The sequence below is a fragment of the Streptomyces sp. NPDC055962 genome (assembly GCF_042270185.1).
GTDB lineage: Bacteria > Actinomycetota > Actinomycetes > Streptomycetales > Streptomycetaceae > Streptomyces.
The window spans coordinates 853,200-879,726 of sequence record NZ_JBHJYN010000002.1 but is presented as its reverse complement, the minus strand read 5'-3'; the positions used below and the strand labels follow the sequence as shown (position 1 = coordinate 879,726).

Below are 26,527 nucleotides of genomic sequence, written 5' to 3'. Positions count from 1 at the left end.
TCAGCGCTCCTGTTCCTGAGGGGTCGTGGCCGTCGGGTCCGGGGCCGGGCCGGTCTCGGCCTCCGCGAGCAGCCGTTCGAGCTCGGCCGGGTCGAGCCCGTCCAGCTCCCGGGCCAGCAGGGCGATCTCGTCGTCGTCCTCGGCGGTGGCCCGGAGGCGGTCACCGACCAGGCCGGCGAGCGCCCGCGGGGTCGGGTCGCCGAGCACGTCGGCCAGCGACACCTCGACGGAGAACTGCTCGCGGACGTTCGAGAGCAGCCGGACGATCAGCAGCGAGTCGCCGCCGAACTCGAAGATGTCGCCGTCGAGCGGCATGTCCTCGCTGCCCAGGGCGTCGCGCACGAGCCGGGCCACCTGGTCGGTGAGGTCACCGGCGTCGCCGTCCGCGCCTGCCCCGGTGACGAGGACCCCCGCCACCGGCTTGGCGATGCGCTCGTCGCGCACCCACTGGTCCAGCCGGTAGTCGATGTCCCAGGTGGAGACGGCCACATGGGAGACGTCGCGCAGCGTCAGGAGCCGGCGGATGGTCTCCAGGCCCTCCTCGGGCTGGATGGCCTTGTCGTCCATGCTGCGGCCGATGGCCGACAGGGCCCGCTTCTCGTCCTGGTGGTGCTGCCACACGTCCCAGGCCGCGCTGATCCACACCGTGCGGTCGAGGCCCCGGTTGGCGCGCTCGGCCGCCGCGTCCATGAAGTGGTTGGCCGCGCCGTAGCCCAGCAGGCGCAGTCCGCCGAGCACACCGGCGAGGGAGGACAGCATGAGGCAGAAGTCGACGGGGTGGTCGGCGAGGACCTTCTCCAGGGCGATCTGGCCGTGGGCCTTGGACACGAAGTGCCACCGGCACTGCTCGACGCTGGCCGCGGTGATGGCGCGGTCCCACTGCTCGCTGGGCAGGCCCGCCGCGTGGACGACTCCGTCGAGACCGCCGAACTGGGCCTCGACCTTCTCGACCGCGGTGCGCAGCGCGTCCTCGTCGGCGACGTCGGCGTTCACGAGGAACGGCGTGGCCCCCGCGGCCTCCAGGGCGCGCAGCCGCTCGATCCGCAGCGCCGTCTCGTCGTCGTGCGGGTGGTCCTCCAGCCAGGCGTCCCAGGTGCTCCGCGCGGGCAGTGCCTCGCGTGTCAGCAGGGCGAGCCGGGCCCCGCACTCGCGGTGCAGCCATCCGGCGACGGTGGAACCGATCTCGCCGAGTCCGCCGGTGATCAGGTAGACCCCGCCGTCCTTCAGCCGGGATTCGGCCGGTGCGGTCCAGTCCGCGCGGACCCGGGCCATCTCGGCGACCCAGCGGGTGGCGCCGCGCAGGGTGACGGCCACCTCGGGGCGCCGGAACGACCCGAGTTCGACGGCGAGCGTGCGCAGCGAGCGCTCGTCCGGCCGCGCGGGCAGGTCGAAGTGACGGGAGCCGATGTTGCCGTGCTCCTGGCCGATGACCCGGGCGGCCACGGCCAGGGTGACCAGTTCGGACGCCGGCTCGGGCTCGGCGGGGCTCACCGCGTACGCTCCGGCGCTCACCAGGTCGAGCTGGACGGGGCGGGTCACGCCGTGCTCGCTCAGCGCCTTCACCAGGGCTATCAGGCTGTAGAGACCGGCCTGCTGGGCCTGCTCGAAGCGCTCGGCGCCTCGCTCGGACGGGAGTTCCCCTGCGGACCACGCGTGCACCACGTGGCCGGGCAGCCGGTCCTCGCCGAGCAGGTCGGCGACGAGACGGCTGTGGTCGTCCTCGGAGGCGGGACGCACCGTCCAGGTGTCGCCGTCACGTCCGTACGACTCTCCCGCGCGCACCGTGATCACTTCGCCGGCGAAGGCGTGCGCGGCGAGGCGCAGGGCGGTGCCGTCCGGGTCGGCGAAGAGGAGTACGGGGTCGGTGAGCGGCCGGGCTGCGGTGTCCGGGGTGCCGACGGCCTGGCGCCACACGGGCGCCGAGAGCCAGTCGTCCAGCGGCAGCTTCCCGCCCGGGGCGGTGGTGCTCCGGCCGGTGCCCGCGGTCAGGGTGTCCGGGCCGGGCTCGATCCAGTACCGGGTGCCCTCGAAGGGGTAGGTGGGCAGCGGCACCCGGCCGCTGCCCCGGCCGGCGTGGACGCCCGCCCAGTCCACCGTCAGGCCGGCCGCCCAGAGCCGGCCGAGCGCGGCGTGCACCGCGGTGAGGTCGGCGCCGGCGTCGCGTCCGCGTGCGGCGGAGGTGATGACCGGCACCCCGGTCTCCCGGTCCGGGTGGCGGCGCGTGAAGGTGGCCAGGGTCTGGCCGGGGCCCACTTCGAGGAAGACGTGGTCGCCGTCGGCGAGGAGGGTGGCGAGGCAGTCGGCGAACCGGACGGTGTCGCGCAGGTGGCCGCCCCAGTACGCGGGATCGGTGGCCTCCTCGTCCTTGATCCAGGTCCCGGTCCTGTTGGACAGGAACGGTGTCTGCGGGCGGCTGAGCTCGACGGAGCGCAGCAGCTCGGTGAGCGGGCCGACGGCAGGGTCCATCATCGGCGAGTGGAAGGCGTGGGAGGTGGTGACCTTGCGGTGGGCCACCCCGTCGGCGGTGAGCCTGGCGGTCAGCTCACGGACCGCCTCCCGGCTCCCGGCGACGGTGCACACGGCGGGCTCGTTGACCGCGGCCAGCGCCACGTCGTCGCCGAGGTACCCGGCCAGTTCGGCGGGCGGCAGCATGACGGCGGCCATCACCCCGCCGGGGAGCCCGTCCACCAGGCGGCCGCGTTCGGCGATCACCCGCAGGGCGTCCGGCAGGCGGAAGACCCCGGCCAGGGTGGCGGCGACGTACTCGCCGACGCTGTGCCCGACGAGGGCGGCAGGGCGGACGCCCCAGGCCTCCCACTGCTTGGCGAGGGCGTACTCGACGGCGAACAGGGCGGGCTGGGTGAGCCGGGTGCGGTCCAGGTTCGTCTCGGGGGACGGGGCGCCGACGCCGCGCAGGGAGGGGTGGAGTGCGTCGCGGAGGTCGAGCCCCAGATGGGGCAGGAGGAGCTCGGCGCACTCGTCCAGGGTCTCGCGGTACACCGGCAGGTGCTCGTACCAGCCCTGGCCCATGGCGGGGTGCTGGGTGCCCTGGCCGGGGAGCAGCAGGACGACGGGCCGGTCGGCGGGCTGCCCGGAGTCCTGGTGGGTGTGGCGCGGGTCCGCGCTGCGCAGTGCCCGTACCGCGGTGTCCCGGTCCGGTGCGGTGATGACGGCCCGGTAGTTGAAGGTGCGGCGCGCGGTGGCGAGGGTGTACGCGGTGTCGTCGAGACCGGTGTCGCCGGAGGGGCCCGCCTCGGCGGGGGCGGTGGCCTCCAGGTGGTCGGCGAGCGCGGTCCGCGCCGCCTGCAGCGCGGCCGGCGACTTCGCGGAGACCGGCAGCACCACCACGGGCGCGGCGTGGGCGCGGGGGCGCGCTCCGCTGTCCGGGGCCTCCTCCAGGATGACGTGGGCGGTGGTCCCGCCCATGCCCGTGGAGGTGACGGCGCAGCGCAGGGGGCTCTCGCCGCCGTCCCAGGGCTCGACGGCGGTGCCCACGCGGAAGCGGGTGCCCTCCACGGCGCACTCCGGGTTCCACTCGGTGAAGTGCGGGGTGGGCACGAGGGTGCGGTGGTGCAGCATCAGGACGCACTTGATGAAGGCGGTGACCCCCGCGGCCACGCTCAGATGGCCCAGGTTCGCCTTGACGGAGCCGATGGTGAGCGGCTGCGCACCCTCGGCGGCGTACGCCTGTGCCACGGCGGACAGTTCGATCGGGTCACCCATCCTGGTGCCCGTGCCGTGCGCCTCCAGGTAGCTGACGTCGGCGGGTTCCACGTCGGCCACGGCCAGCGCCTCGGCGAGCACGGCGGCCTGTCCGGAGACCCCGGGTGCGGGGTAACCCGCCCGGTCGGCGCCGTCGTTGCCGACGGCGGAACCCCGGACCACCGCCCAGACCGTGTCGCCGTCGGCGAGCGCGTCGGCCAGGCGCTTGAGGACCACGACGCCGGCCCCGTTACCGAAGACGGTGCCGTCGGCCCCGGCGTCGAACGGCCTGACCGTGCCGGAGGCCGAGGCGATGCCGTCGGACTCGTGGAGGTATCCCGCCTCCTGGGGGAAGCGCAGGGCCACGCCCCCCGCCAGGGCGACGTCGCACTCCTGGGACAGCAGGCTCTGGACCGCGGTGTGCACGGCGACCAGGGAGGTCGAGCAGGCCGTCTGCACCGAGATGCTGGGGCCCGTGAGGTTGAGGTGGTAGGAGACCCGCGTGGCCAGGTAGTTGGGGTCGTTCCCCATCATCGTCGGCAGGTCCTGGCGCATCCGCCGGATCGACCCGTTGAAGCCCTTCTCCCCCGTGAGCACGTTGTTCAGGAGGTACGTGCTGCTGAGCGAGCCGGCGAAGACACCGATCCGGCCGGGGTACTGCTCCGAGTCGTGACCGCTGTGCTCCAGGGCCGCCCAGGAGCACTGGAGGAACATCCGCAGCTGCGGGTCCATCCGCTCGGCCTCGCGGGCGCTGAGGTAGAAGAACGACGCGTCGAACAGGTCGGCGTCCGCGACCGTCGAGGCACGGCGCACGTAGCGGGGGTCGGCGACCGCCTCCGGAGGGACCCCGGCGGCGCTCAGCAGGTCCTCGTCCACGTCGGCGATCTGCTCGGTGCCTGCCAGCAGATTGCGCCAGAACTCCGCGTGGTCACGGGCCCCCGGAAGTCGGCAGTCCAGGCCCACGACGGCGATCCGGCCGTCCAGGGCTGCGTCGTCGTACGCGCGATCAGTCACGGGTCCCTCCAGGGGCCATGGTTCGGTCCCCGCCGGGAGGCGGGAGTGTCGGGGAGTGGTGGGCGCCGGTCGCGGGGCGGCGCGGGCGGCGGGCCGTGCGGCGGCGGGCGCCGCGTGCGGTGCCGCCGGCCGCGTCCTCGGTGGCCGCCGCCCCCGAGGGGCCTGCGGCCCGCCGGATCAGCCGGGCCAGGCTCCGGATGGTCGGCGCCCGGTAGAGGTCGGTCATCCGCAGGCCGGGGGCGATGGTCCTGGTCAGCCGTTCGTGCACGGCCGCCATGCGCAGCGAGGTGCCCCCGAGGTCGAAGAAGTTGTCGTCGGGCCCGGCTCCCGGGGTGCCGAGCACCTCGTGCCAGGCGTCGGCGACGGCGCGTTCGAGGGAACCGGCGGGGCGCGGGCCGGCGGCACCGGCCGCCTGCGCCACCGTCAGCGGATCGGGCAGCGCCCTCCGGTCGATCTTGTGGTTCGCCGTCAGCGGCAGTTCGTCGAGCAGGACGTACGCGGTGGGTACCGCGTGGTCCGGGAGGATGCCCCGGAGTGCCGCCCGCAACGCGGCCGCCTCGGGCCGGGTCCCGGGTTCGGCGACCAGGTGGGCGGCCAGCTGGCGTTCGCCGAGCCGGTCGGTGAACGGCATGACGACGGCCTCGCGGACCTGCGGCAGCCCCTTGAGCGCGCTCTCCACCTCGCCGGTCTCGACCCGGATGCCGGAGATCTTGACCTGGAAGTCGACCCGCCCGATGAGCAGCAGGGTGCCGTCGGCGAGCCGCCGCGCGAGGTCGCCGGTGCGGTACGACAGGTCCTCGGCGACGGCCCCGGGCGCCAGATAGGGGCTGACGACGACGATCTCGCCCTCGCCGGGCCCCTCGACCGTCGCGCCCTCGCCGTCCCGGAGAAGGACGGTGGTCCCCACCACGGGCAGACCGAGGGGGAAGACACCGGTCGGCGGGCGGTAGCCGGGGTCCTCGACGCGCAGCAGCGCGCACGAGCACTCGGTGGAGCCGTAGGCGCCCGCGACCCGGCAGTGCGGCCCGAAGGAACGCCGGTGGGCGTCGAGGTCGCTGAGGTGCAGGGTGTCGCCGCCGAGCGCGAGCAGGCGCATCGCCGGGAGGGCGGTCCCGCGCGACTCCATGGCCCGGACGAGCGCCCGGAAGACGGGCAGGGTCGAGTGGTAGACGGTGACGCGTTCCCGCGCCATCCACTCCAGCAGTCCGCTCACCCCGAGCGACTTGAGGTCGACGGGGTAGAGGGCGGCGCCGTTGAGCAGGGCGGCGAAGGTGTCCTGGACGGCGGAGTCCCAGCTGTACGCGGACTGCAGGGTCAGCCGGTCCCCGGGCCCGATCCGCAGGCCGTCGGTCCAGACCCTGGTGTGGTGCAGGACGTTGCGGTGCACCTGGGCCACGGGCTTGGGGCGGCCGGTGGAGCCCGAGGTGTAGAGCACGTAGGCCTCGCCGTCCGGCGTCGCGCGCACCTCCGGGTCACCCGCGTCGTGGCGCACCAGGTCCTCGTACGCGAGCACCGGCCGGCCCTGGGCGAGCGCGGCGGCCGACGGGAGGCTCTCCCGTACGGTCACGAGGGCACGGGCCCCGGAGTCCCCCGCCATGAAGGCGAGCCGCGGTTCGGGGTAGGCGGCGTCCAGCGGCACGTACGACAGGCCGGCCCGCAGCACCCCGAGGAGGGTGGCGATCATCTCGGCGCCGTGCGAGAAGAGCAGGGCGACCCGTTCGCCCGGCCGCAGGCCCGCAGCGACGAGCCCGGCGGCGACCCGGGCGGACAGCCGCTCGGTCTCCCGGTAGGTCCACCGGGTCCCGGGGGTCACCACCGCCTCCCGGCCGGGGTGCGCGGCTGCGGTCTCCAGGAAGCGGTGGACCAGGGTCCCGGCCCGCTCGGCGGCGGGGAACGGTCGGTGGCCGGTGTCCGGCGCGCCGGACGGGATGGCGGTGGTCACGGTGCGCGGTGCTCCTCGGGTCGGTCGCCGGTGCGGTGGGAGAAGAGCACCGCGGGGTGGGCGGGCCGCGCGCGCAGCTGGGCGTAGGCCTCGCCGGCCCGGTCGAGCGGGAAGCACGGCAGCCGCATCGCGGCCGGCCGGATGCCGCCCGAGACGATCAGGTCGAGGGCTCGCTGGAGGTTCTCCGTGACGGTGCCCTCGCCGTCCGGCGCCGTGACGTCGGCGCGGCCGCGCGCGTACGCGGCGTCGCGGTAACCGGCGCCGCAGCGGGCCGCGTACCGGATGTCCAGGTTGCCCAGCTCGACGCTGAACTCGACCCGGGCGGCGAACCGCCCGACCCCGACCAGCCGTGGCCGCCCGGGGGCCCGGCCCGCCCAGCGGGCGGCCGCGGCAACGGTCTCGTCGGCGTCGCCGGTGCCGCAGAGCAGCACGCAGCGGCCGCCCTCGGCCGGGGTGCGGGTGCCGGCCAGGAACGGGGCCGCCTCGGCGACGTCGAGGCCGAGTGCAGCCGCCTCCTTCAGCCGGTCCTGGCGCAGGTCGAGGAGGGTGACCCGGTTGCCGCGGGCGGCGGCGGTCTGCGCGACGAGCTGCCCGACGATGCCCGCCCCGACCACGGCGACCTCGTCGCCGGGGGCAAGCCCGGCCCGGTCGACGGCGTGGACGGCGGTGGCGGCCAGATTGGCCACGACGGCGTCCGCGAGCCCGAGCCCGTCCGGGACCCTCCGGCAGAGCCGGTACCCGGCGGTGATCACCCCGGCGTGCACGGCCTCGCCCCAGCCCATCGCGATGACCCGGTCACCGGGGGCGAACCCGGGCGCGCCGGGGCCGACGGCCTCCACGACGCCGGCGGAGCAGTAGCCGAGCGGGAAGCGTTCGCCGGTCCGCGCGGAGCGGTCCAGGTAGTGCAGTTCGGTGCCCGGGCTGACCAGGCTGTAGGCGGCACGGACGCGCAGCTCGCCACGGCCGGGCGCGGGGCAGTCGGTCTCCTCCAGCACCGGGAGCGGGCCGCCCCCGGCGACCAGGCGCCGGGTGCGCAGCGCGCGGGCGGCGGGCGGGGCCGTCATCGCTGCTCCTCCGTGTCCGTGGGGGCGGCGATCCAGCGCTCGTCGGGAACGATCTCCAGGTCCTCGCGGAAGCCGGGTATGGGGCCCATCGGGGTGGGCCTGCCCGATCTCTCGTACGAGGCGCGCCGGTTGCGCTTGCGCTCCAGCCCGAGGTTGAGGCCCGCGAGTTCCACGGGGCTGTGGGTGAGCAGTCCACGGGCCCGGCCCTCGGAGACGGCTTCGGCGCCGGCCGCCGTGCGGATGAACACCCGCCCGTGTTTGACCTGATCGCCGCCGCCCACGCTCGCGGCGAAGATGTTGGGGTCGCCGTCGCTGACACTCACGTCGGCCAGGCCCGACATCCAGTCGCCGCAGGAGAGGCACCGGTAGGTCTTGTTCCCCGCGAAGTCCCTGACGGCCTGCCAGAAGGCGACCTGGTGCTCCGCCCCGTCGTCCGTGCGGATCCGGATGTCGCCGGGGTACTCGCCTTCGCGGTAGCGCAGCCGGACCACGGACTCCAGGGGCACCTCGGCACGGTCGCGGATCACGGCGGCGGTGCCCTCGGGCCGGGTGCTGGAGGAGCAGGCGGGCTCGATCGCCAGCACCACGTGGTCGCGGGCCCAGCGGCCCGCCGCGGTGTCCATCGCCTGGAGCTTGCGCAGGGCCTGGATGTGGCAGGCCACACCGGTCATCGCGACCCGGGTGTCCGGCTCCTCCTCCATCACCTGGCGCAACGCGCCCAGATAGGGCGCCAGCTGGTAGGTGGACTGGGCGGTCTCGGTCAGCTGGGCGGGGTCCCGCACCAGCGCGGGGGCCGCCCGCCACGGCTCGTCGGGATCCCGGCCCATGGAGAGCACGACACCCACGTCGAGCGCGGCCATCGCGGTCTGCAGGAGCGCGGTGAGGGTGCCGCCGCTGGCGGACGCCTCGAAGACGGCCGGGTCGAGCGAGTACCCCGCGACCACCTCGGAGAAGACGCCGGTCCAGCGCTCCTCGGGGGTGCGCCTCCGGCCGAACAGCCTCTCCTCGGAGACGGGGGTGGCGGGGTCGGCGCCGGGGCAGACGTCGAGGCAGTCACCGCAGTCACCGCAGTCCGTGTCGGTCCAGGACGCGGCGGTGAGCACGGGGGCGAGCCCGTCGAAGCCGATGACCGCTTCGGGGCAGGCGAGTTGGCAGGCCCCGCACACGGTGCAGAGGTCGAGGTCGAGTACGTCCTTCTGCAGTTGCTGGAACGTCACAGGGATTCCTCACTACAGGAGTCGGCCTCGGCGACCGCGGCCGCCAGGCCGTTCATCAGGTGTCGGTACGCTTCGTCGTCGAGCAGCACGGGCGGGACGATCTTGACGGTGGCGCCTTCCGGGCCGCCCCCGAAGAGCAGCAGCCGCCCGTCCAGGGCCGCCCCCAGCACGGCGCGGGCCCGCGCGGGGTCCGGCCGGCCGTCCCGTACGCAGTCGAAGGCGGCGAGCGCGCCCGCGGTGCGGACCGAGGCGATCCAGGGGTGGCGGTCGGCCAGGGCGTCCAGATCGGTGCGGAGCCGGGCCCCGAGGGCACGCGACCGCGCCGGCAGGCCGGTCTCGGCCACGGTGTCGAGCACGGCCGCCGCCGCCGCGCAGGAGACCGGGTGGCCCGAGAAGGTGGACGTCTGCACTCCGGCGGGCAGGGCGTCGACGACGTGCCGCTCGCCCACGACCGCCGCCACCGGGAAGCCGTTGCCCAGCGTCTTGCCGAGCAGGGTCAGGTCGGGCTGTTCGGTCATCTCCTCGGCGGCGAACATCCGGCCGGCGCGGCCCAGGCCCGTGTAGATCTCGTCCAGGACGAGGAGCGCGCCCCGGCCGTGTGCCTGCCGGGCGATCTCGTCGAGCAGGGCGGGCTCCACCGCCAGGACGCCCTCGGTGACCTGGACCGGCTCCAGGACGACCGCGGCCGTCCCGCCCAGCAGGTCGGCCTCGTCGAGCGCCGCGGAGAGGGCGGCGGCGAAACCGCGGGCGTCGTCCGGGTGCGGCCGCCGCGGATCGGGCAGCTCGGCGCGCACCACGGGGCCGTCCGTCCCGCCGCTGTAGGCCTTGAACTCGGCCCGCCAGGTCAGGGCGAGCGCCCCCGCGGTCTTGCCGTGGTAGCCGTGCCGGAAGGCGACCACCGCGCGGTGCCCGGTGAACGCCCGGGCGATCTTCAGCGCGGACTCGACCGCTTCGGCACCCGTCGTGGTGGGCAGGACCGCCGGGTCCTCGTACGGGCTGATCCGGCCGATGGCGGAGACCATCCGGGAACGCGCGTCGGAGCCCAGCTTGCAGCCGGTGTGGGTGAGCCGCCCGAGCTGCCCGGCGGCGGCCGCGGTGACCGCCGGGTGCTGGTGGCCGAGGGTCGCCGCGCCACTGCCCGACGTGCCGTCGAACCAGGCGGTGCCGTCCTCGGTGTACAGCCAGGGGCCGCTGCCCGTGGCGAACTCGGGTCCGAGCACGGTGCCGGTGGAACGCGCCTCGGGAGCCTGGGCCTTCACTTCCGTCATCGGTTGCTGTCCTCGCTGATCCTGGCGCCGACGGCACGCTGCACACCGGCGAAGTCGGGGAACGACGTGCGGTGGCAGGCGCCGCCGGAGACGGTGGTGCGGCCGGGCAGGACCGTCGCGAGGGTCGCGGCCGCCATGGCGATCCGGTGGTCCTCGAAGCCGGGCACGAGCCCGGCGCCGAGCGTCGCCCCGCCCCGGACCAGGAGTCCGTCGTCGGCCACGTCGACGACGGCTCCGAAGGCCCCGGCCATCCGGGCCGTGGTGGCCAGCCGGTCGGTCTCCTTGAACCGCAGTTCCTCGGCGCAGCCGATCCACGAGTCACCGGGGAGGGTGGCGGCGACCACGGCGAGCAGGGGGACCTCGTCGATCAGGGCGTGCAGGACGGCCGGGCTGTCGACCCGCACGGAGTCCACCTCGTCCAGACCGCCGCGCGCGACGACGGTGCCGACCGGCTCGCCGCCGGAGGTGGTTCCCCGGTCCTCGTAGGAGATGCCGGCCCCGGCGGCCCGCAGCACGTCGAAGAAGCCGAGCCGGGTCGGGTTGAGGCAGACCCGCGGCACCCGGAGGGTTCCGCCGTCGCCCCAGAGCAGGTGGGCCGCCACGGGATACGCCGCGAGGGACGGGTCGGCGGGGACGTCGATGACCTCGGGCACGGTGTATCCGCCGGCGTCGCAGACGACCTCGCGCTCCGTCCCGGTCAGCCCCTTGCCGAACGCGGCGAGCATCCGCTCGGTGTGGTCCCGCGATCTGACGGGGTGCCGCACCGTCACCGGCAGTCCGGCCGCCACCGCGGCGAGCACCACGGCGGACCGTGCCTGGGCGCTGCCGACGCGCAGGTCGACCGTGCCCGGCCGGTGGACCGGGCCGGCGATCCGTACGGGCAGGCACCCCGGCTCGCCCAGGTACGTGAGGTCCGCGCCGAGTTCGGTGAGCGGGTCCACCAGCCAGTCCATGGGCCGGTGCCGCAGCACCTCGTCACCGTCGACGACGGCGTGCGTGCCTGTTCCCGCGAGCACGCCGATCAGCAGGCGTGCGGCGGCACTCGACCCCTCCGTGTGCAGGTACGGAACGTCCTGCGGCCAGACGTCCACGTCCGGATGCGGCCGTACGGACTGCGGGCGGGGCGTGACGGGGCGCCGGACCACGAGCGCGTCGCCCTCGGTCTCGACGCCGAGCCCGAGGGCGCGCATCGCGGGGAGCAGGGCGCGCACCGCGCCACCCGGGTTGGCCCCCCGCACCGTGAGCGTCCCGGGGGCGCCGGGCAGCAGCGCCGCGAGCAGCGCCCGGTGGCTCACCGACTTGTCGCCCGGCACGACCACCTCGTGTGCCGCACCGGATCGCGTGGTCCTGCCGCCGTCCACCACGAGGTCCGCCGACTCGGTCATCGGCATGGCGAAGCTCTGGACTTCTGGCACTGGTTACTCCTCTTCTGACGCCCGGGTCACCGGCGGGGTGGTCTGGGGAACCCAGCACCGCGGCGGGCTCTGAAAGGGGTGGGCCCGCAGCGCTGCGAACCGTGCGGCGGACCCGGGGGCGGCCGGGTCCCGTCGCGTGAGGACGGTGGAGCCGGGCGGTGCACCGCCGCCCGGGGACGCCGTGGCGCGGTGCGGACGGTCCGTGCGGCCCGCCGCCTCCACAACGGCCCGGCTCAAGCTGTCACGGCCGGGGACCGGGTCACAGGGGCTCGCGCTGGCCACCCCGTGACTTGGCCCCAACCGGACAGCACCCGGACGGGCGGCGCCCGGGGTGGCGTGGAAGGTCCTGGCGGATCCGCCCACCGGGGCGCGCCGAGACCGGATATTGGACCGCTACCGGCGGAGACGGGCAGCTCATTACCATGCAAGGGGCAGCGCGACACTGATCGTCGGGGGGACACGGGCACATGGACGCACAGGGGAAGGCGCAGGAGCTGTTCCGCTTCATGCTCGACGATCCCGACTGGACGCCGGAGGGCGCCCGGAGCAGTCTCGGCTTCTCGCAGATCGACCTGGAGCTGGCCCAGCACGCGCTGCTGGAGGCGGGGCTGCTGCACATGACGCGCGGGAAGCCCGCACGCCCCACGGCGGTCGAGCCGGCGATCGCCGTCGCGAGGCTGCTCGCGATGGAGGAGGAGAGCGCCAGGAACTGGATGGCCTCCGTGCACGAGAGACGCTCCACGCTGGCCGCGCTCGGCTCGAAGATGATGCGGCTCCAGGCCCAGGCCGACACCGACACCCGGGTCGTGCTGCTCACCGGCCAGGAGCGCATAGCCACGGCGCTGAACGGGGTATCGGTGACCGCGCAGCAGGAGATCCTCAGCATGCATCCGGGCACACCGCTGCCGCGGACCGTGCTGGAGGGCAGCATGGACCGCAACCGCGCGGCGCTCGAACGGGGCGTCACCATGCGCTCCCTGCACCTGGAGGCCATGAACAAGGTGCCGCGGGCCAGGGCGCACCTGGAAGCGCTGGAGGACTCCGGGTGCCAGGTCCGGCTCACCCCCGCGCTGCCCTTCCGGCTGATCCTCGTCGACGGCGTGCTCGCCTACGTCTCGGCCCCCTCCGCCGGCTCGCAGGTGTCCGCGCTGGAGATCCGGGGCGAGGAGATCTGCTGGCTGCTGCGCCAGGTCTTCGAACACTGCTGGCTGCACGGGAGGGCCATCCCGAAGGGGGAGAGCGCCGTCCAGGAGGTGGATCTGTCGGACCGGGAGAGGGCCGTGCTGCGCATGCTGGCGGCCGGGTACACCGACGCCTCCGTGGCCCGCGCCCTGGGGATCTCGACGCGCACCCTGCGCCGGATGACCACCGTGATCCTGGAGAAGATCGGCGCCCGGAGCCGGTTCGAGGCAGGGGTCAGGGCCGCGACGCTGGCACTCGTCGAGACCTCACCGGGCGGGTCGGCGGACCTGTGACCGGCGCGGCTCCCACGGACCTGTGACCCGCGGCCCCGCGCACCCGTGAGGCGGGGCGGGGCGGCGGACCGTGCGGCGCGACGGGCGGGACACCGCGTCCCCCGTGCGGGTTGTCCGCTCGCGGCAGTGGCCTGTCCCGGCCAGCGGCCGGGCATGGACACCGGACCGGCCGCTCCGTTGGATGGGCGCTGCACTCCCCCAGCCAGTGGCTCGCCCCGTCGAAGGCAGGAACTCCAGATGGCTCCCGACCACGCCGCGGCACCGGCCCGCGCCCTCGCCCCGGCCACCGAACTGACGGACGGAGTCGTGTGGTTGCGGCCCGTGCGTGCCGAGGACGCGCCGGCCGTGGCGCGGGCCGGTGACGATCCGGAGGTGGCGCGCTGGACGCCGTTCCCCTCCCCCTTCACCGCCGGGCACGCCCGCGACTGGTTGGCCGCCCAGGACGCCGCCGGCACCGTGGACCTCGTCGTCACCGACCGTGCGGAGGGCACACGGGTGCTCGGCTGGGTCGGGCTGCACGACCTCGACCTGCCGCAGCGGCGGGCCGAACTCGGCATCTGGCTGGCGGCCGATGCGCGCGGCCGGGGCGTCGGCCGCCGGGCGATGGCGCTCCTGACCGAGTGGGGTTTCCGCGAGATGGGCCTGCTGCGGATCGCGGCCCTCTGCCTCAGCGGCAACACCCGGGGCCGCCGGGCCATGGAAGCGGCCGGTTTCGTCCCGGAGGGGGTGCTGCGCGGCTACGAGGACGTGAAGGGCGTCCGTCACGACACCGCGATCCTCGGCATGCTGCGCACCGATCCGCGCGGCTGACCTCAGAGGGAGCGGACGAAGGAGACCCGGTCCAGACCGGGCCCGTCGTAGTCGGGCTGGACGGGCCGCCCGTCGAGTTCGCCGGGACCCGCCTCGGCGGTGAATCCCATGCGTGTGTGGAAGGCGTACGACCCGGCGTTCGCGGACGAGGTGATCGCGCGCACCACGCTGCGTCCGTGCTCCCTGCTGTAGTCGAAGAAGTGCTGGTAGAGGAATGCGCCGAGCCCACTGCGCTGCTCCTCGGGAGCGACACCGACGAAATGAATGTAGCTCTCGTCCGATCGCGTCTGGGACAGGAAGCCGATGAGGAATCCGACCATTTCCCCGTCCCGCTCCACGAGGAAACTCCCCGTGGTGAAATGCTGAAAGTAAAGGCGGGGCAGCAGAAGCGCCCGCTGCACACTTCCCGTGCTTCCCTCGAACTCCCCCCACCACCGGTCGAGCACCCGCAACACGCGTGCCTGGTCGTCGGGTTCCGGATGCCGGACCCGCATTCCATTGAATTCGATCATCGACATGGCGGGATGCTAGCACGGCCCCCCGAAATGGCGGCCGGCCGGAAAGGATCGACATTCCGGCAGAGGACGTGGCCGCACACGGACACCCTTCGAGCCTGTACAGGCACCCTTCGGCACACCAGTATTCAATCGTTCCCCCGACGGTTTATGGAGACGAATTATGCCGGGCTCACCCCTCTCCGCAGCAGCGGCTGTCCGCGACAAGCTGTACGCCGCCGGACTCGTCCTGCACCTGGAGGACGGAGCGCTCCGCTACTCGGCGCCGCCCGGCGCGCTCACCGAGGAACTCCGCCGGTCGGTGCGTGCCTGCCGCGACGATCTGATCGAGCTGCTGCGCCGTACGGAGCAGGACCAGGACGGCCGGGACGCCGCGGGGTCGGCCGCCGAGGACGCCTGGCACTTCACGGCCGACCCGCGCTCCGCCGGCGCCGCCTTCTCCCTGACCGACCTCCAGCAGGCCTATCTCATCGGTGAGCAGGACTTCTACGACCACCCGGCGCCCGCGGTGTTCGTGCACGAGTACGCCTTCCCCGCCGGGTCGCTCCCGGACGCGGACACCCTGCAGACGGCCCTCACCCTGCTGCGCAGGGCCCACGGGGCGCTGCGGCTCGCGGTCTTCACCGACGGCACCCAGCGGATCCTGCCCGTCCCGGGGAGCGGCGAGGAGCCCTCCCTGGTCGACCGGCACGACCTGACCGCCCTCTCCGGCGAGCGGGCGCGGGCCGGACTGCTGGCGCTGCGCGAACGCCTCACGGACGACCTGCCGCCGTACGCCGAGGGACGCCCCTTCCTCCTGCGCCACGTGCTGCTGCCCGACGGCACCGCCCGGCTCCAGATAGCCCTGCGGCTGATCGCCTTCGACGGCGTCACCACCCAGCTGTTCTTCACCGAGCTGGCCCGATGTTGTGTCGAGCCGTCCTACCTCCCGGACACGCTGGGCCTCTCCTTCCGTGACTACGTGCGGGGTCTGGAGGAGCGTCGCGCGACCGGTGCGCACCACTCCGCCCTGCGCTACTGGGAGCGCAGGGCGGACCTGCTCCCGGCGCCCCCCGCCCTTCCGTCCCGGCCCGCGGTCGCGCCCGCTGCCGGGGCCACGGCGGAGCCCGCCGCCGAGCCCCGCCCGGGCGCCCCGCTGCGCCGGCTGTCCACCCGTCTCGACACCGTGTCCTGGGCCCGGTTCCGGGCCCATGCCGCGGCCGCCGGACTCCCGGCGGGAAGCGCGCTGTTCACCCTGTTCGTCGAGGCCCTGCACCGCTGGTCGGACGGCGCCGCCGGAGCCGTCACCGTGCTGGCCTCGCACCGCCCCGGCAGCCACCCCGAGCTCCCGCGCGTCTGGGGCAACGCCAGCACCACCGTGCTCATCGGCTACGGCCCCGACGAGCCGGGCCTCTCCTTCGCCGACCGGTGCCGCCGGCTGCAGAGCGGCCTGTACGCGGACCTCTCCGCCCTGGAGGTGTCCGGCGTGGAGGTGAGCCGCTCCCTCCAGAGCCGCCGGCCGGGGACGGGCAGTCCGGCTCCCGTGGTCTTCACCAGCGGACTCGATCTGGTCGACGGCGCCCCCGGCGGCTTCCTGCTGCCGCTGCCCGGCGCCGAGCTGGTGCACAGCTCCATCAGCACGCCGCAGATCCTCCTCGACCACCAGGTGTACGAGGAGGGCGGGGAGCTGGTCTGCAACCTCGACTACGCCGAGAGCGCCTATCCGTCCGGCCTGATCGAGGAGTTGGCGGCCTACCACGGCGAACGGCTGCGGGCGCTGGCCGACGCCGCCGAGGAGTGGGGCGGTACCGCCCCGGCCCCGCTGCCCGCCGGCCAGCTGGCCGGCCGCGTCCGGGCCAACGCCACCGCGACGCCCCTGCCCACCGGCGAGCTGCACTCCTTCGCCCTGCGCTCGTGCCGTACCGCGCCGGACTCCGCCGCCGTGCACGACGCCGAGGGCACGCTGAGCCGGGCCGGGCTGGACGCGGCCTCGGCCGAGCTCGCCGGCCGCCTGCGGGAGCTGGGTGTCGGCCGGACCCCGGACCGTCCCGAGCTGGTCGGTGTGCGGGTGCCCCGCGGCCGGTCCCAGTCGGTGGCGGTCCTCGCGGTGCTGCGCGCCGGGGGTGCGTACGTACCGATCGACCCGAGCTGGCCCGAGGCACGGGTCCGCACGGTGCTGCGGCACAGCGGCGCCCGGGCGCTGGTGACCGGGGCGGGGCTCGCAACGCCCGGCGGACTCCCCGACGGCGTGGCCACGGTCGTCCTCGACCGCTCCCCCGGCACGGCCGCTCCCGCCGGGCCCGTGTCCGGGTCCCCGGACGTCCCGGCGGAGGCCGGCGTCGGTCTCGACCGCAGTGCGTACGTCATCTACACCTCCGGGTCGACCGGCACCCCCAAGGGGGTGGACATCTCGCACCGCGCGGCCGTGAACACCCTGCTCGACCTCACCGGGCGGTTCGCCCTGACGGCCGCCGACAAGGTGCTCGCGGTCTCCTCGCTCGCCTTCGACCTGTCGGTCTTCGACCAGTTCGCCGTGCTCGGCTGCGGGGGCACCGTGGTGTGCCCGCCGGAGAGCGCCGTACCGGACCCGCAGGCCTGGGGCGAGAGCGTACGGCGCCACGGCGTGACCGTGTGGAACTCGGTACCCGCCCTGCTCGCCCTGACCCTGGAGTATCTCGGGGAGCAGACCCGCGAACTCCTCGCACCGCTGCGTCTGATCATGCTGAGCGGTGACTGGGTGCCCCTGCCGCTCGTGGACCGGCTGGCCGAGTACTGCCCCGGCGCGGAGGTCATCGCCATGGGCGGCGCCACCGAGGCGTCGATCTGGTCGAACTGGCACCCTGTCGACGGCGTCCCCGCCGGCTGGCAGAGCGTGCCGTACGGGACTCCGCTGGCCAACCAGACCATGCACGTCCTGGACCGGGCCATGGCCGACGTCCCGGCCTGGGTGCCCGGCGACCTCTACATCGGCGGCGCCGGCCTGGCCACCGGCTATCTCGGAGAGCCCGGCCGCACCGCCGCGTCGTTCCTGCGGCACCCGGTGACCGGTGACCGGCTGTACCGGACGGGCGACCGCGCCCGCTACCGGCCGGGCGGCATATTGGAGTTCCTGGGACGCGCCGACCACCAGGTCAAGATCAACGGCTACCGGGTCGAACTGGGCGAGATCGAGGCGAAGCTGACCGCCTGCGCCGGGATCCGGTCCGCGGTCGCCCTGGTCGACACCGCCCACAGCCAGCCGTACCTCGCCGCCTTCGTCACCCGGGACGTGCCCGGCGCCTCGGTGGACACGGCCCGGGCCGCTCCCGACGGACCGGCGCTGCGGCAGGAGCTCGGCACCACCCTGCCCCCGTACATGGTGCCCGCCACGATCGTCGAGGTGCCCCGACTGCCGTTGAGCGGCAACGGCAAGGTGGACCGCAAGGCGCTCCTCGGCCTGCTCGCCGACACGGTGCGCGGTGCCGGGGAGCCCGGTTCGCCGGACGCGGCGGGCGGGCGCGCGGAGAGCCCCGCCTCCCCGGTGGAGGCCCGGCTGCTCGGCCTGTGGCAGGAACTCCTGGGCCCGGCCGCGGGAGGCGTCACCGACGACTTCTTCGCGCTGGGCGGCAGTTCGCTGACCGCCGTACGGCTCTTCCGCGGGATCGAGACGGCCTTCGGCCGGCGGCTTCCGCTGGCCTCGCTGTTCCGCCACCGGACCGTGCGGGCCCAGGCGGCCCTGCTCACCGACGCGGACGGCGGGGCGCGGGCCGAGGACACCGGTCCGCTGGTGGGATTCGGCGGCAGCGGTGACCAGCACGTGGTGTTCGTCCACCCGGTCGGTGGCGACGTCCTGTGCTACGAGGAGGCCGTGTCCGCCCTGACGGCCGATCCGGACCTCGCCGCGCGGGTCTCGCTGCACGGCCTGCGCGCCGCGGGACTGCACGGCGCCGAGGAGCCCGCGAGCAGCCTCGACGCCATGGCGAAGCAGTACGCGCAGACACTCGTCGAGCGGCTTCCAAACGGTCCGCTGCACCTGGTGGGCTGGTCCCTGGGAGGCACCGTGGCCCTGCACACGGCGGTGCTCCTGGAGCAGGAGGGGCGGCCGGCGGCCTCCCTGACCACGATCGACTCCTTCGTCGGACGCCCAAACGGCTGCGCGACCCCGGTCGGGGTCCGGCTGGCCGGGTTCTTCGGCGACCTGCTCGGCCGGAGCGACCTCGCCGGACGGCTCCCGGACACCGGCCCGGACCTGTCCGACGAGGAACGGCTGCTCGCCGCCCACGACACCCTGTTCGCCCAGGGGCTGATCGGACGCGCCGTCGAACCCGCGGAGCTGTCCCGGCTGTTCGCCGTGTACCGCAACAACTCGGAGCTGCTGGAACGCCACACGCCGGTTCCCTGGGACCCCGGCACACCGGCCGGACCGTCCGTGGAGCCGTGGCTGCTGATCCGCGCCGGGCGGACCGCCCGCCACAGCTTCCCGGGGCTGCTGCCGCTCGACGAGGTCGTGGACGATCCCGGCCCCGTGCAGACCGTCGACGAGGACCACTTCTCGGTGGTGCGCGGACGAGCCGCGGCCCGGCTGGCCCGGCGGATCGGCGCGCTGTGCTCGGGCGCCCCCGCCGCCGACCGCCCGAGAGGAGCACGGGGATGAGGCCCCTGTCCGTCGAACGCGCCCTGCTCGACGCCCATCTGCCCGGCTTCGACGCGTGGCTCGCCGAGCTGGGGATCACCGGCGCCGAGGATCCGGACGGCGACGTGGTCGAGGAGTTCCGCCGGGCCGGCGGCGGCAACCTGTTCGTCCCCCGGAGCCTGGGGGGCGCCGGGCTCGGCTGCCGCGACGGCGTACGGCTCCAGCGGGCGGTCGGCTCCCGGGCCCCGGCGCTGGCCGTAGCGACGACCATGCACCACTACAAGGTCGCCTGGCTGGCCGGCGCGCTCGGCGACGACGCCGGGGAGGTGCTCCGGGAGATCGCCGGGAAGCGCCATCTGGTGGCCTCCTGCGGCGCCGAGGGACAGGTGGGCCGGAGCCTGTTCACGCCCGGCATCGAGGTCACGGCCGCCGACGGGGGGCTGACGGTGTCGGGCACCAAACGCCCCTGCTCCCTCACCCGGTCCATGGGGCTGCTCTCGATGACGGCGACCGCACCGGCCGGTACGGGCCAGGAGGGACGGCTGCTGATGCTGGTGATCCCGGCGGACGGGCCCGGGATCCGGCGTGAGCCGTTCTGGCGCAACCGGGTCCTGCGCGCCACCCAGACCGACGCGGTGGTCCTCGACGAGGTGTTCGTACCGGACGCCATGATCGTCCCGGTCGGCGACCCGGCGCTCTCGCCCGGCACCTTCACCTCCAACCTCCTCTGGTTCCAGCTGCTCATCACCGCGTCCTACCTGGGCATCGCCACCGGCCAGGTGGAGCGTCTGTACACCGCGAAGCGTGGCACCCCGGGCGACCGGGTGGCCGCTCTGGCCCCGCTGGAGACGGTGTGCGCCGCCCTGGAGGCGGTCGCCCGGGACGTGGACGAGCACCGGTGGGACGAGGACCTGCTCGGCCGTGCCCTGCTCGTCCGCTACACCGCCCAGCGCGTCATCGCCGAGGCCACCGACCGGGCCCTGGAACTCGCGGGCGGCATGCCGTTCGTGACGAGTGCGGAGGGTGTCGACACCCTGGCCGCGAGCCGGGGCCTCGCCTTCCACCCGCCGTCCGAGATCTCGGCGCGGGAGCCCCTCGACACCTGGCTCGGCGGCGGCGGCCTGACCCTGACGTGACCGCCTCCCCGGGCAACCCCACCCCGCAGACCGATCGACGCGCCCGCCGTGGCGCAGCACTTGGAGATTCGATGATCGTCCTAGGTCTTCACTTCGGCCACGACGCGGCCGTCTCCGTCCTCCGTGACGGGGCCGTCGTCTCCTACGTGCTGCGTGAGCGGCACACCCGGGTCAAGCACGCGGCCACCCTCGACGTGGCCACCGTGCGCCGGGCTCTCGACGACGCGGGTCTCCGGGCCGAGGACCTGGACGTGGTCGCGGTCTGCTCCACCCAGGGGGTGGAGCTGATCGTCGACGACCCGGCGGCGCTGTCCGTCGCGTACGCGCCGGGCGACACGTTCGGCCGGCCCTGCACGCTGCTGGAGGAGGAGCCCGGGGCGGCGGAAGAGCGGGGCGGGGGGACCCTGCTCGACTTCCTCTACGACCCCGGTCTGTCGGCGACGTGGCTGGGCCGCTCCTACGCGCGCCTGTATCCCGAACACGCCTCTCAGGACCGGGCGGACGTGCCGGTCACCCCGTGGGTGGACGACTACGTCACCGTGCCGGAGTGGGCGGGCACCCGTGGTCTCACGGAGCTCGCGGCCACGCCGCTGGCGCCCGAGGAACGGCACCGGTACGGCTTCCACCTGCCGGTGCGGGTGACGCTCGACGGGGTCACGGTCCCCGGGTACGCGGTCCACCACCACCTGGCCCACGCGGGGAGCGTGTACTACGCCTCCGGCTTCCGGGAGGCCGCGGTCTTCACCCACGACGGCTACGCCGAGGGCGAGAGCTACCACAGCGGCATGTTCTATCTGGGCCGGGAGCAGGCGCTGTACCCGCTCGCCCCGCACCACCTGGGCCTGGGCGGCCTGTACGACAGGGTCGGCGCGGCACTGGGGCTCGGGCTGGTGGGTCCGGCCGGGAAGCTGATGGGCCTGGCCGCCTACGGCCGTCCGCGCTTCCACTCGTCCCGCTTCCTGGGCAACCACGCCGACCTGCGGGAGCGGTTCCCGGTGGACGTCACCACCGCCTGGCTGCGGCACTGCCGCCGGGAGGCCGAGCGCATGGGGTACGACCTCGCCCCGTACGGCGACCCGGAGCAGGCCACCGCCCCGGTGAACGCCGACATCGCGGCCAGCACCCAGAAGCTCTTCGAGGAGGTGCGGATGGAGGCGGTGCGTACGCTGCACGCCTCGCTGGGCGCGGCGGGGCTGACGGTGCCCGCGCTCTGCATGTCCGGCGGCACGGCGCTCAACTGCCCCTCGAACAGCCAGATCGCGAAGGACGGGCCGTTCCGGCGGGTCTTCGTCGAGCCGGCCTGTGACGACGGCGGCATCGCGATCGGCGCGGCGCTCGCCGTCTACCACTCGATCCTCGACCACCCGGTCCCCGGCGCCGACGACGAGGGCCGCTTCCCCTCGCCGTACCTCGGCACGGCTCCCACGGCGGGCGAGATCGAGGCGGCGGTCGCCGCGGCGGGCTCCCGGATCACGGTGGAGCGCCCCGGCACCGGGGACGAGCTGGCGGAGCGTGTGGCGGACGACCTCGTCGCCAACCGCGTGGTCGCCTGGTTCGAGGGCGGCAGCGAGGCGGGGCCCCGGGCGCTCGGCCACCGCTCGATCATGGCCGACCCGCGGGACGCGGAGAACTGGCCGCGGGTGAACCGTGTCAAGAGCCGTGAGGGCTGGCGCCCGTTCGCCCCCGCCGTGCTCGCCGAACACGCGGCGGACTGGTTCGGCGACGTACCGCTGCCCTCGCCGTACATGCTGTTCAACGCGACGGTGCGGCAGACGGGGATACCCGCCGTGACCCATGTGGACGGCACCGCTCGGATCCAGACCGTGGACGCCTCGGCCGGCGGCTACCACGCGGCGATCGCCGCCTTCCACCGCAGGACGGGTGTGCCCGTGGTGATGAACACCTCCCTCAACGGCCCCGGGGAGCCGATCGTCGAGCGGCCCGAGGAGGCGCTGGACCTCTTCCTGAAGACCGAGCTCGACGTGCTGTACCTGGCCGGTCTGCGCATCACCCGAGCCTGAACACCGTCTCCGGGAGGAACGATGAAACTGACGATCTCCGATGCCGCTCCGGCCGGCTGGGCCGGTGAGGTGCTCGCCCTGGGCGTGTACGACGAGGGCGGTGCGCCGTCGGCCCAGCCGTGGCTGAGCGGTGTCGACACCGCGCTCGGCGGGGCCGTCGCCCGGCTGCTGGCGTACGACTCCTTCGGGGCGCGCCCCGACGAGCTGGTGGCGGGGCCCGGTGTGCCGGGCCGGTGCGAGCGGCTGGTGCTGGTCGGGCTCGGCCGTCCCGACGCGGTGACGCCGCACACCGCGCGGCGCGCGGGCGCCGCCCTGGCCCGGACCCTGACCACGGGCCCCAACCGGCGCGTGGCCGTGGCGCTCCCGTCCTGGCGCGCCGGCGGTGAGGAGATCGTCGAGCACGTCGTCGAGGGCCTGAGCCTGGCCGTCCACTGCGGCCGGTGGAACGTGCTGACCGACCGGTTCCGGGCGGACTACGGCTCCGACCTGCCGAGGGAGCCCGAGAGCGTCGAACTGCTCGGCTGCGCGGCACCGGAGCGGGTCCTGCACCGCGCGGGGGTGTTCACGGACGCCGTCGTGCTGGCCCGGGAGCTGGTGGCCGCGCCGGCCAATCTGATCACCCCGGACCGGCTCGCCCGGGAGGCGGCGGCGATCGCCGCCTCCGACGCCCGCTTCGACCTGGAGGTGTGGGACGAGCAGCAGTGCGCCGCGCAGGAGCTGACCGGCTTCGCCGCAGCGGCGGCCGGCGGTGCGGACCCGGCGCGTCTGGTCCGCCTCAGCTACCGGCCCGACGACCCGGCCGGTCCGCCCGTCGCCCTGATCGGCCTGGGCCTGACCTACGACGACCGGGGCGTGCTGCGGTCCGGCGGTGCGGTCCAGGGGGCCAAGAAGTACATGGCGGGGGCCGGTGCGGTGCTCGGCGCAGCGGCGGCACTGTCCGCGCTCGGCAGCCGGACGGAGGTCCATCTGCTGATCCCGGCGACGGCGAAGGCCGCGGGTCCGGGTGCGCTCCGGGTGGGAGACCTGGTGACGACGGCCTCCGGCGCCACGGTCGAGGTCAACCACGAGGACGCGCACGGCCGTCTCCTGCTCGCGGACTCCCTGCACCTGGCCGCGCGGCTGGGGGCGGCCCGCACCGTCAGCGTCTCCGCGCTCGGCCTGCCCGTCGCGGCGGCGCTCGGCCCGAAGGCGGCCGGCCTGTGGAGCACGGACGAGGTGCTCGCGGCGGACCTCGTCTCGGCCGGACACGGGGCGGGGGAACTGCTGTGGCGGCTCCCGCTCGTCGACGAGTACGACGACGAACTGTGGGCGCCCTTCGCCAACATGCGGGCCGCCGGACCGGAGAGCGGCGACGCCGCCACGGCCGCCGCCTTCCTTCGCCGCTTCGCCCCGGCGGACGGCTGGGCCCATCTGGAGATCACCGAACCGGCGTGGTCCCCCAGGATCGACGGCTACTACAACGCGGGTGCCACCGGGTACGGCACCGGCACCCTGGCCCGCTGGCTCTGCCCCCGCTGAGCCCTCCCGACGTCCGAGGACCACTCATGTACGCACCCCCGCTGTACCGTTCCGAGGAACTCGCCCAGCAGCACGCGCTGATCGAGGCCCACTCCTTCGGCATGCTCACCGCCACGGTGGACGGCCGGCCGCACGGCACCCACATCCCGTTCGTACTCGACAAGGGCCCGGGGCACGGACCCCACGGCCGGCTCCGTGCCCATCTGGCCAAGGCCAACCCGGTGGTGCAGGTCCTCGCGGAGGGCACCGAGGTGATGGCCGCGTTCCTGGGCCCGCACGCCTACATCTGCCCGGACGACTACGCGACCGAGACGCACTTCCCCACCTGGAACTACGCGGCGGTGCACGTCTACGGACGGCCTCGGCTCATGGACGCGGAGGAGGAGCTGCGGCAGCTCGACGACCTGATCGCGGCGGAGGAGGCCCGCCGGCTGCCCAAAAAGCCCTGGACGCTGGACCGGGTGCCGCGGGACCTGGTCGAGCAGTTCCGCACGAGGATCGTCGCCTTCGAACTGCCCATCGACCGGATCGACGGCATCTTCAAGTTCGGCCAGAACAAGAAGGAGGAGGACGTCGTCGCGCAGATCGCCTCCTTCCGCAGCCGCCCCTCCGACTCCTCGGCACGGGTCGCGGACCAGTTGCACGCGCACAACGCCGACCGGCTCGGGTGAACACGGCGCACCGGCACGGTCAGGGCGGCACCGCCCTCCCGGCCGGGGACACGCCCACGGACGTGCCGTGGGCCAGGACGACAGACAGACGTGACGAGAAAGGCCCTTCGATGACCGCAGCACATCCTCTTCCGCCCGTTTCCGCCGGAACACCTCACGAGGAGGTCCGCGAACGGATCTCGGCGGTGTGGCGCGACCTCTTCGCGGAGCCCGGTCTGCGGATCGGGGAGGAGGACAACTTCTTCGCTCTGGGCGCCTCGTCGCTCCTCGCGATGCGGATGGTCACGACCCTCTCGGAGGAACTGGGCGTGCCCCTCTCGGTGCTGGCGGTGGTCGAGAACCCCACGCTCGGCGGCCTGACCCGCCATGTGCGGGAGCTCTCCGCGGCCGGCCACGCCCGCGAGGTCGGCGAACTGTGAGCGGCCCGCGCCGAACCTGACGGCCCGCATAGATATGCGGGCCGTCAGGGCGGTCGGCTCAGCCCCAGATCAGATCACCCAGGACGACGGGACCACCGGGCCAGCCGGCCACTCCCGAACCCCCCACACCGCTCTCACACCTCGTACACAAGTCCTTCCGAGAAGTACCCATTTGATCAATTCCCCCACTTCATGGTCGGCTCATGCGCTCCGGCGTCCGCACGCCGAAGCAATGTGACGGACAGTGATCGCTTCGCGACGCTGGCCGTCACACCGGATTCATATTCAGCGATCCGTACATAATTCCGCAACAAAAAACGGTCTGAGTTCACATCGTGGACGGCACGGCCGGGGCCGCCTCGTCCGCCTCGACGGCGGGCTGCTCCGTCGCGAACAGAGCGGGCTCCGCGGCCATGTACCGCTTGAGCCGCGCCATCAGCACCGTGAGGCCGGCCAGCGCCGCAGCCCCCGCCACGGGGATGAGCACCACGAGCGGCACGGCATGGCCCGCCACCGCCAGCAGCCCGCCGGCCAGGGGCAGCGACAGGAAGTTCAGCAGGGAGACGGCCGCGACCGTACGCCCGAACTCCTCGCTCGCCACGACCCGAAGCCGCAGCGTGCGGATGACGACGCTGAACACGCTGTCGCCGGCCATGAACACCGCGACCAGCGCGGCGAAGAAGAAGAACCCGGTGGTGGGACCCAGCGCGATGAAGACGACCCCCTGGACCACCGCGCTCGCGGCGGCCACCCCCAGGAAGCCGAAGCGGCGGATCAGCCGGGGCGCCGCGGTCAGCGTCACCATCGCCACGAGGCCCGCGACCGAGTACACGAGGCCCAGCGCGCCTTCGCTGCGGCCGTAGCGGTCGGCGAGTGCGGGCGCGGCACCCTGGATCAGGCCCAGCATGACGTTGATGCACATGGTGGCCAGGACGATGGTCCGGAGCACCGGGATCCGCACCACGTTGCGGATGCCGGTGGCCGAGTCGCGCAGCAGCCGGCGCCCGGCGGAGCCCTCGGACGGCGCCGGCCGGGGTCCGCCGGTGTGCGGGCCGCGCGGCAGGCCGATGCTCAGCAGCAGGCTCACGCCGAACAGGCCCGCGACCACGGCCACGATCGGCAGCGGGCCGGTCAGCAGCAGGGCCCCGCCGATGACGGGGGCGAGCAGCAGCGTCCCCTGCTCGATCCCGCTCAGCACGCTCTGCGCACGGTGCATGTCCTCGGGCGCCACGAGGGCGCCCGCCAGCTTCTCGCCCGCCACGAGCACCTGCTCGCAGCAGACCCCGGCCAGCAGGGCGAAGACGATGACGACGGCGAAGGCCCGGTCCTCCAGGACCACGGCGAGCACGGTCGCGACGGCGCCGAGCGCCACCCTGACGAGGTCGTTGACCCAGTAGATGCGCTGCTCGGGGAAGCGGTCGGCCAGCAGCCCCGCGGCCGGCAGCGACAGCAGCCGGGGTACCCACTGGGCGGCCAGGACGATCCCGGACCACGACAGTTCACCGGTGGCCTGGTAGGCGAGCACCGGCAGCAGGAACTGGATCAGTTGGTCGGTCGTCCAGCCGACCGCGCGCAGGGCGTAGTAGCGGTGCACGGGGGTGGTGAGGCGTGAGAGGGATGTGGTCATGAGGACTCCGTGAGGATGTGGATCTCGGAGGGGGAGGGACGTGCGTCCCTGCGGACGGGCACGACGCCCGCACCGGTCCGGTGCGGGCGTCGTGAGGGTGCGGGCCGCGGACGGGGTGTCCG

At 74.4% G+C, this 26,527-nt stretch carries 16 protein-coding genes; 8 read left to right on the top strand and 8 right to left on the bottom strand.

Features of this window, described 5'->3' with window-relative positions; all coding sequences use genetic code 11:
- The 6 genes from ACFC51_RS09195 to ACFC51_RS09170 are packed head-to-tail and all read right to left on the bottom strand — an operon-like array spanning nt 1 to nt 11,622.
- Nucleotides 1-4,716 (bottom strand): SDR family oxidoreductase, encoded by a 4,716-nt coding sequence (locus ACFC51_RS09195; RefSeq protein ID WP_376527781.1) that lies wholly within the window; start codon nt 4,714-4,716, stop codon nt 1-3.
- On the bottom strand, nt 4,709-6,658 hold the full coding sequence (locus ACFC51_RS09190; protein WP_376527779.1) for a non-ribosomal peptide synthetase: 1,950 nt from the start codon (nt 6,656-6,658) through the stop codon (nt 4,709-4,711). The genes ACFC51_RS09195 and ACFC51_RS09190 overlap by 8 nt, the downstream gene beginning before the upstream one ends.
- On the bottom strand, nt 6,655-7,722 hold the full coding sequence (locus ACFC51_RS09185) for a 3-hydroxyacyl-CoA dehydrogenase NAD-binding domain-containing protein (protein ID WP_376368003.1): 1,068 nt from the start codon (nt 7,720-7,722) through the stop codon (nt 6,655-6,657). The genes ACFC51_RS09190 and ACFC51_RS09185 overlap by 4 nt, the downstream gene beginning before the upstream one ends.
- Complete coding sequence (locus ACFC51_RS09180; RefSeq protein WP_376368005.1) at nt 7,719-8,939, bottom strand: Coenzyme F420 hydrogenase/dehydrogenase, beta subunit C-terminal domain; 1,221 nt, start codon at nt 8,937-8,939, stop codon at nt 7,719-7,721. Before ACFC51_RS09180 ends, ACFC51_RS09185 begins: the two co-directional genes overlap by 4 nt.
- A complete protein-coding gene (locus ACFC51_RS09175) occupies nt 8,936-10,207 on the bottom strand; it encodes an aspartate aminotransferase family protein (protein WP_376368006.1) in 1,272 nt (423 codons plus the stop codon). Before ACFC51_RS09175 ends, ACFC51_RS09180 begins: the two co-directional genes overlap by 4 nt.
- Entirely contained in the window at nt 10,204-11,622 is a 1,419-nt protein-coding gene (locus ACFC51_RS09170; RefSeq protein ID WP_376527777.1) for a 3-phosphoshikimate 1-carboxyvinyltransferase, read from the bottom strand. Before ACFC51_RS09170 ends, ACFC51_RS09175 begins: the two co-directional genes overlap by 4 nt.
- Before the next feature lie 467 nt (nt 11,623-12,089).
- Between ACFC51_RS09170 and ACFC51_RS09165 the strand changes: the two genes are divergently transcribed.
- Both ACFC51_RS09165 and ACFC51_RS09160 read left to right on the top strand, forming a co-directional pair.
- On the top strand, nt 12,090-13,097 hold the full coding sequence (locus ACFC51_RS09165) for a LuxR C-terminal-related transcriptional regulator (RefSeq protein WP_376368009.1): 1,008 nt from the start codon (nt 12,090-12,092) through the stop codon (nt 13,095-13,097).
- A gap of 237 nt (nt 13,098-13,334) precedes the next feature.
- Nucleotides 13,335-13,907 carry a GNAT family N-acetyltransferase gene (locus tag ACFC51_RS09160; protein ID WP_376368010.1) on the top strand — a complete coding sequence of 191 codons (573 nt, stop codon included), beginning with the start codon at nt 13,335-13,337 and terminating at the stop codon, nt 13,905-13,907.
- Nucleotides 13,908-13,909: 2 nt separating this feature from the next.
- On the opposite strand, the gene ACFC51_RS09155 is transcribed toward ACFC51_RS09160, so the two are convergent.
- Entirely contained in the window at nt 13,910-14,425 is a 516-nt protein-coding gene (locus tag ACFC51_RS09155; RefSeq protein ID WP_376368012.1) for a GNAT family N-acetyltransferase, read from the bottom strand.
- Nucleotides 14,426-14,585: 160 nt separating this feature from the next.
- Here ACFC51_RS09155 and ACFC51_RS09150 point away from each other — a divergent pair, with 160 nt between their 5' ends.
- The 6 genes from ACFC51_RS09150 (at nt 14,586) to ACFC51_RS09125 (ending at nt 24,778) form a co-directional block, all read left to right on the top strand.
- Nucleotides 14,586-19,034, top strand: a complete 4,449-nt coding sequence (locus ACFC51_RS09150) for an amino acid adenylation domain-containing protein (RefSeq protein ID WP_376527774.1) — start codon at nt 14,586-14,588, stop codon at nt 19,032-19,034.
- Complete coding sequence (locus tag ACFC51_RS09145; RefSeq protein WP_376368016.1) at nt 19,031-20,149, top strand: acyl-CoA dehydrogenase; 1,119 nt, start codon at nt 19,031-19,033, stop codon at nt 20,147-20,149. The genes ACFC51_RS09150 and ACFC51_RS09145 overlap by 4 nt, the downstream gene beginning before the upstream one ends.
- A 71-nt stretch (nt 20,150-20,220) precedes the next feature.
- A complete protein-coding gene (locus tag ACFC51_RS09140) occupies nt 20,221-22,170 on the top strand; it encodes a carbamoyltransferase (protein ID WP_376527772.1) in 1,950 nt (649 codons plus the stop codon).
- A gap of 21 nt (nt 22,171-22,191) precedes the next feature.
- Complete coding sequence (locus ACFC51_RS09135) at nt 22,192-23,688, top strand: M17 family metallopeptidase (RefSeq protein ID WP_376527769.1); 1,497 nt, start codon at nt 22,192-22,194, stop codon at nt 23,686-23,688.
- Nucleotides 23,689-23,714: 26 nt separating this feature from the next.
- A complete protein-coding gene (locus tag ACFC51_RS09130) occupies nt 23,715-24,359 on the top strand; it encodes an FMN-binding negative transcriptional regulator (protein ID WP_376368022.1) in 645 nt (214 codons plus the stop codon).
- A 110-nt stretch (nt 24,360-24,469) separates the two neighbouring features.
- Entirely contained in the window at nt 24,470-24,778 is a 309-nt protein-coding gene (locus tag ACFC51_RS09125) for an acyl carrier protein (RefSeq protein WP_376368024.1), read from the top strand.
- 328 nt (nt 24,779-25,106) lie between these two features.
- Here ACFC51_RS09125 and ACFC51_RS09120 read toward each other — a convergent pair whose 3' ends face one another.
- Nucleotides 25,107-26,405, bottom strand: a complete 1,299-nt coding sequence (locus ACFC51_RS09120) for an MFS transporter (RefSeq protein WP_376368026.1) — start codon at nt 26,403-26,405, stop codon at nt 25,107-25,109.
- Nucleotides 26,406-26,527 lie beyond the last annotated feature (122 nt).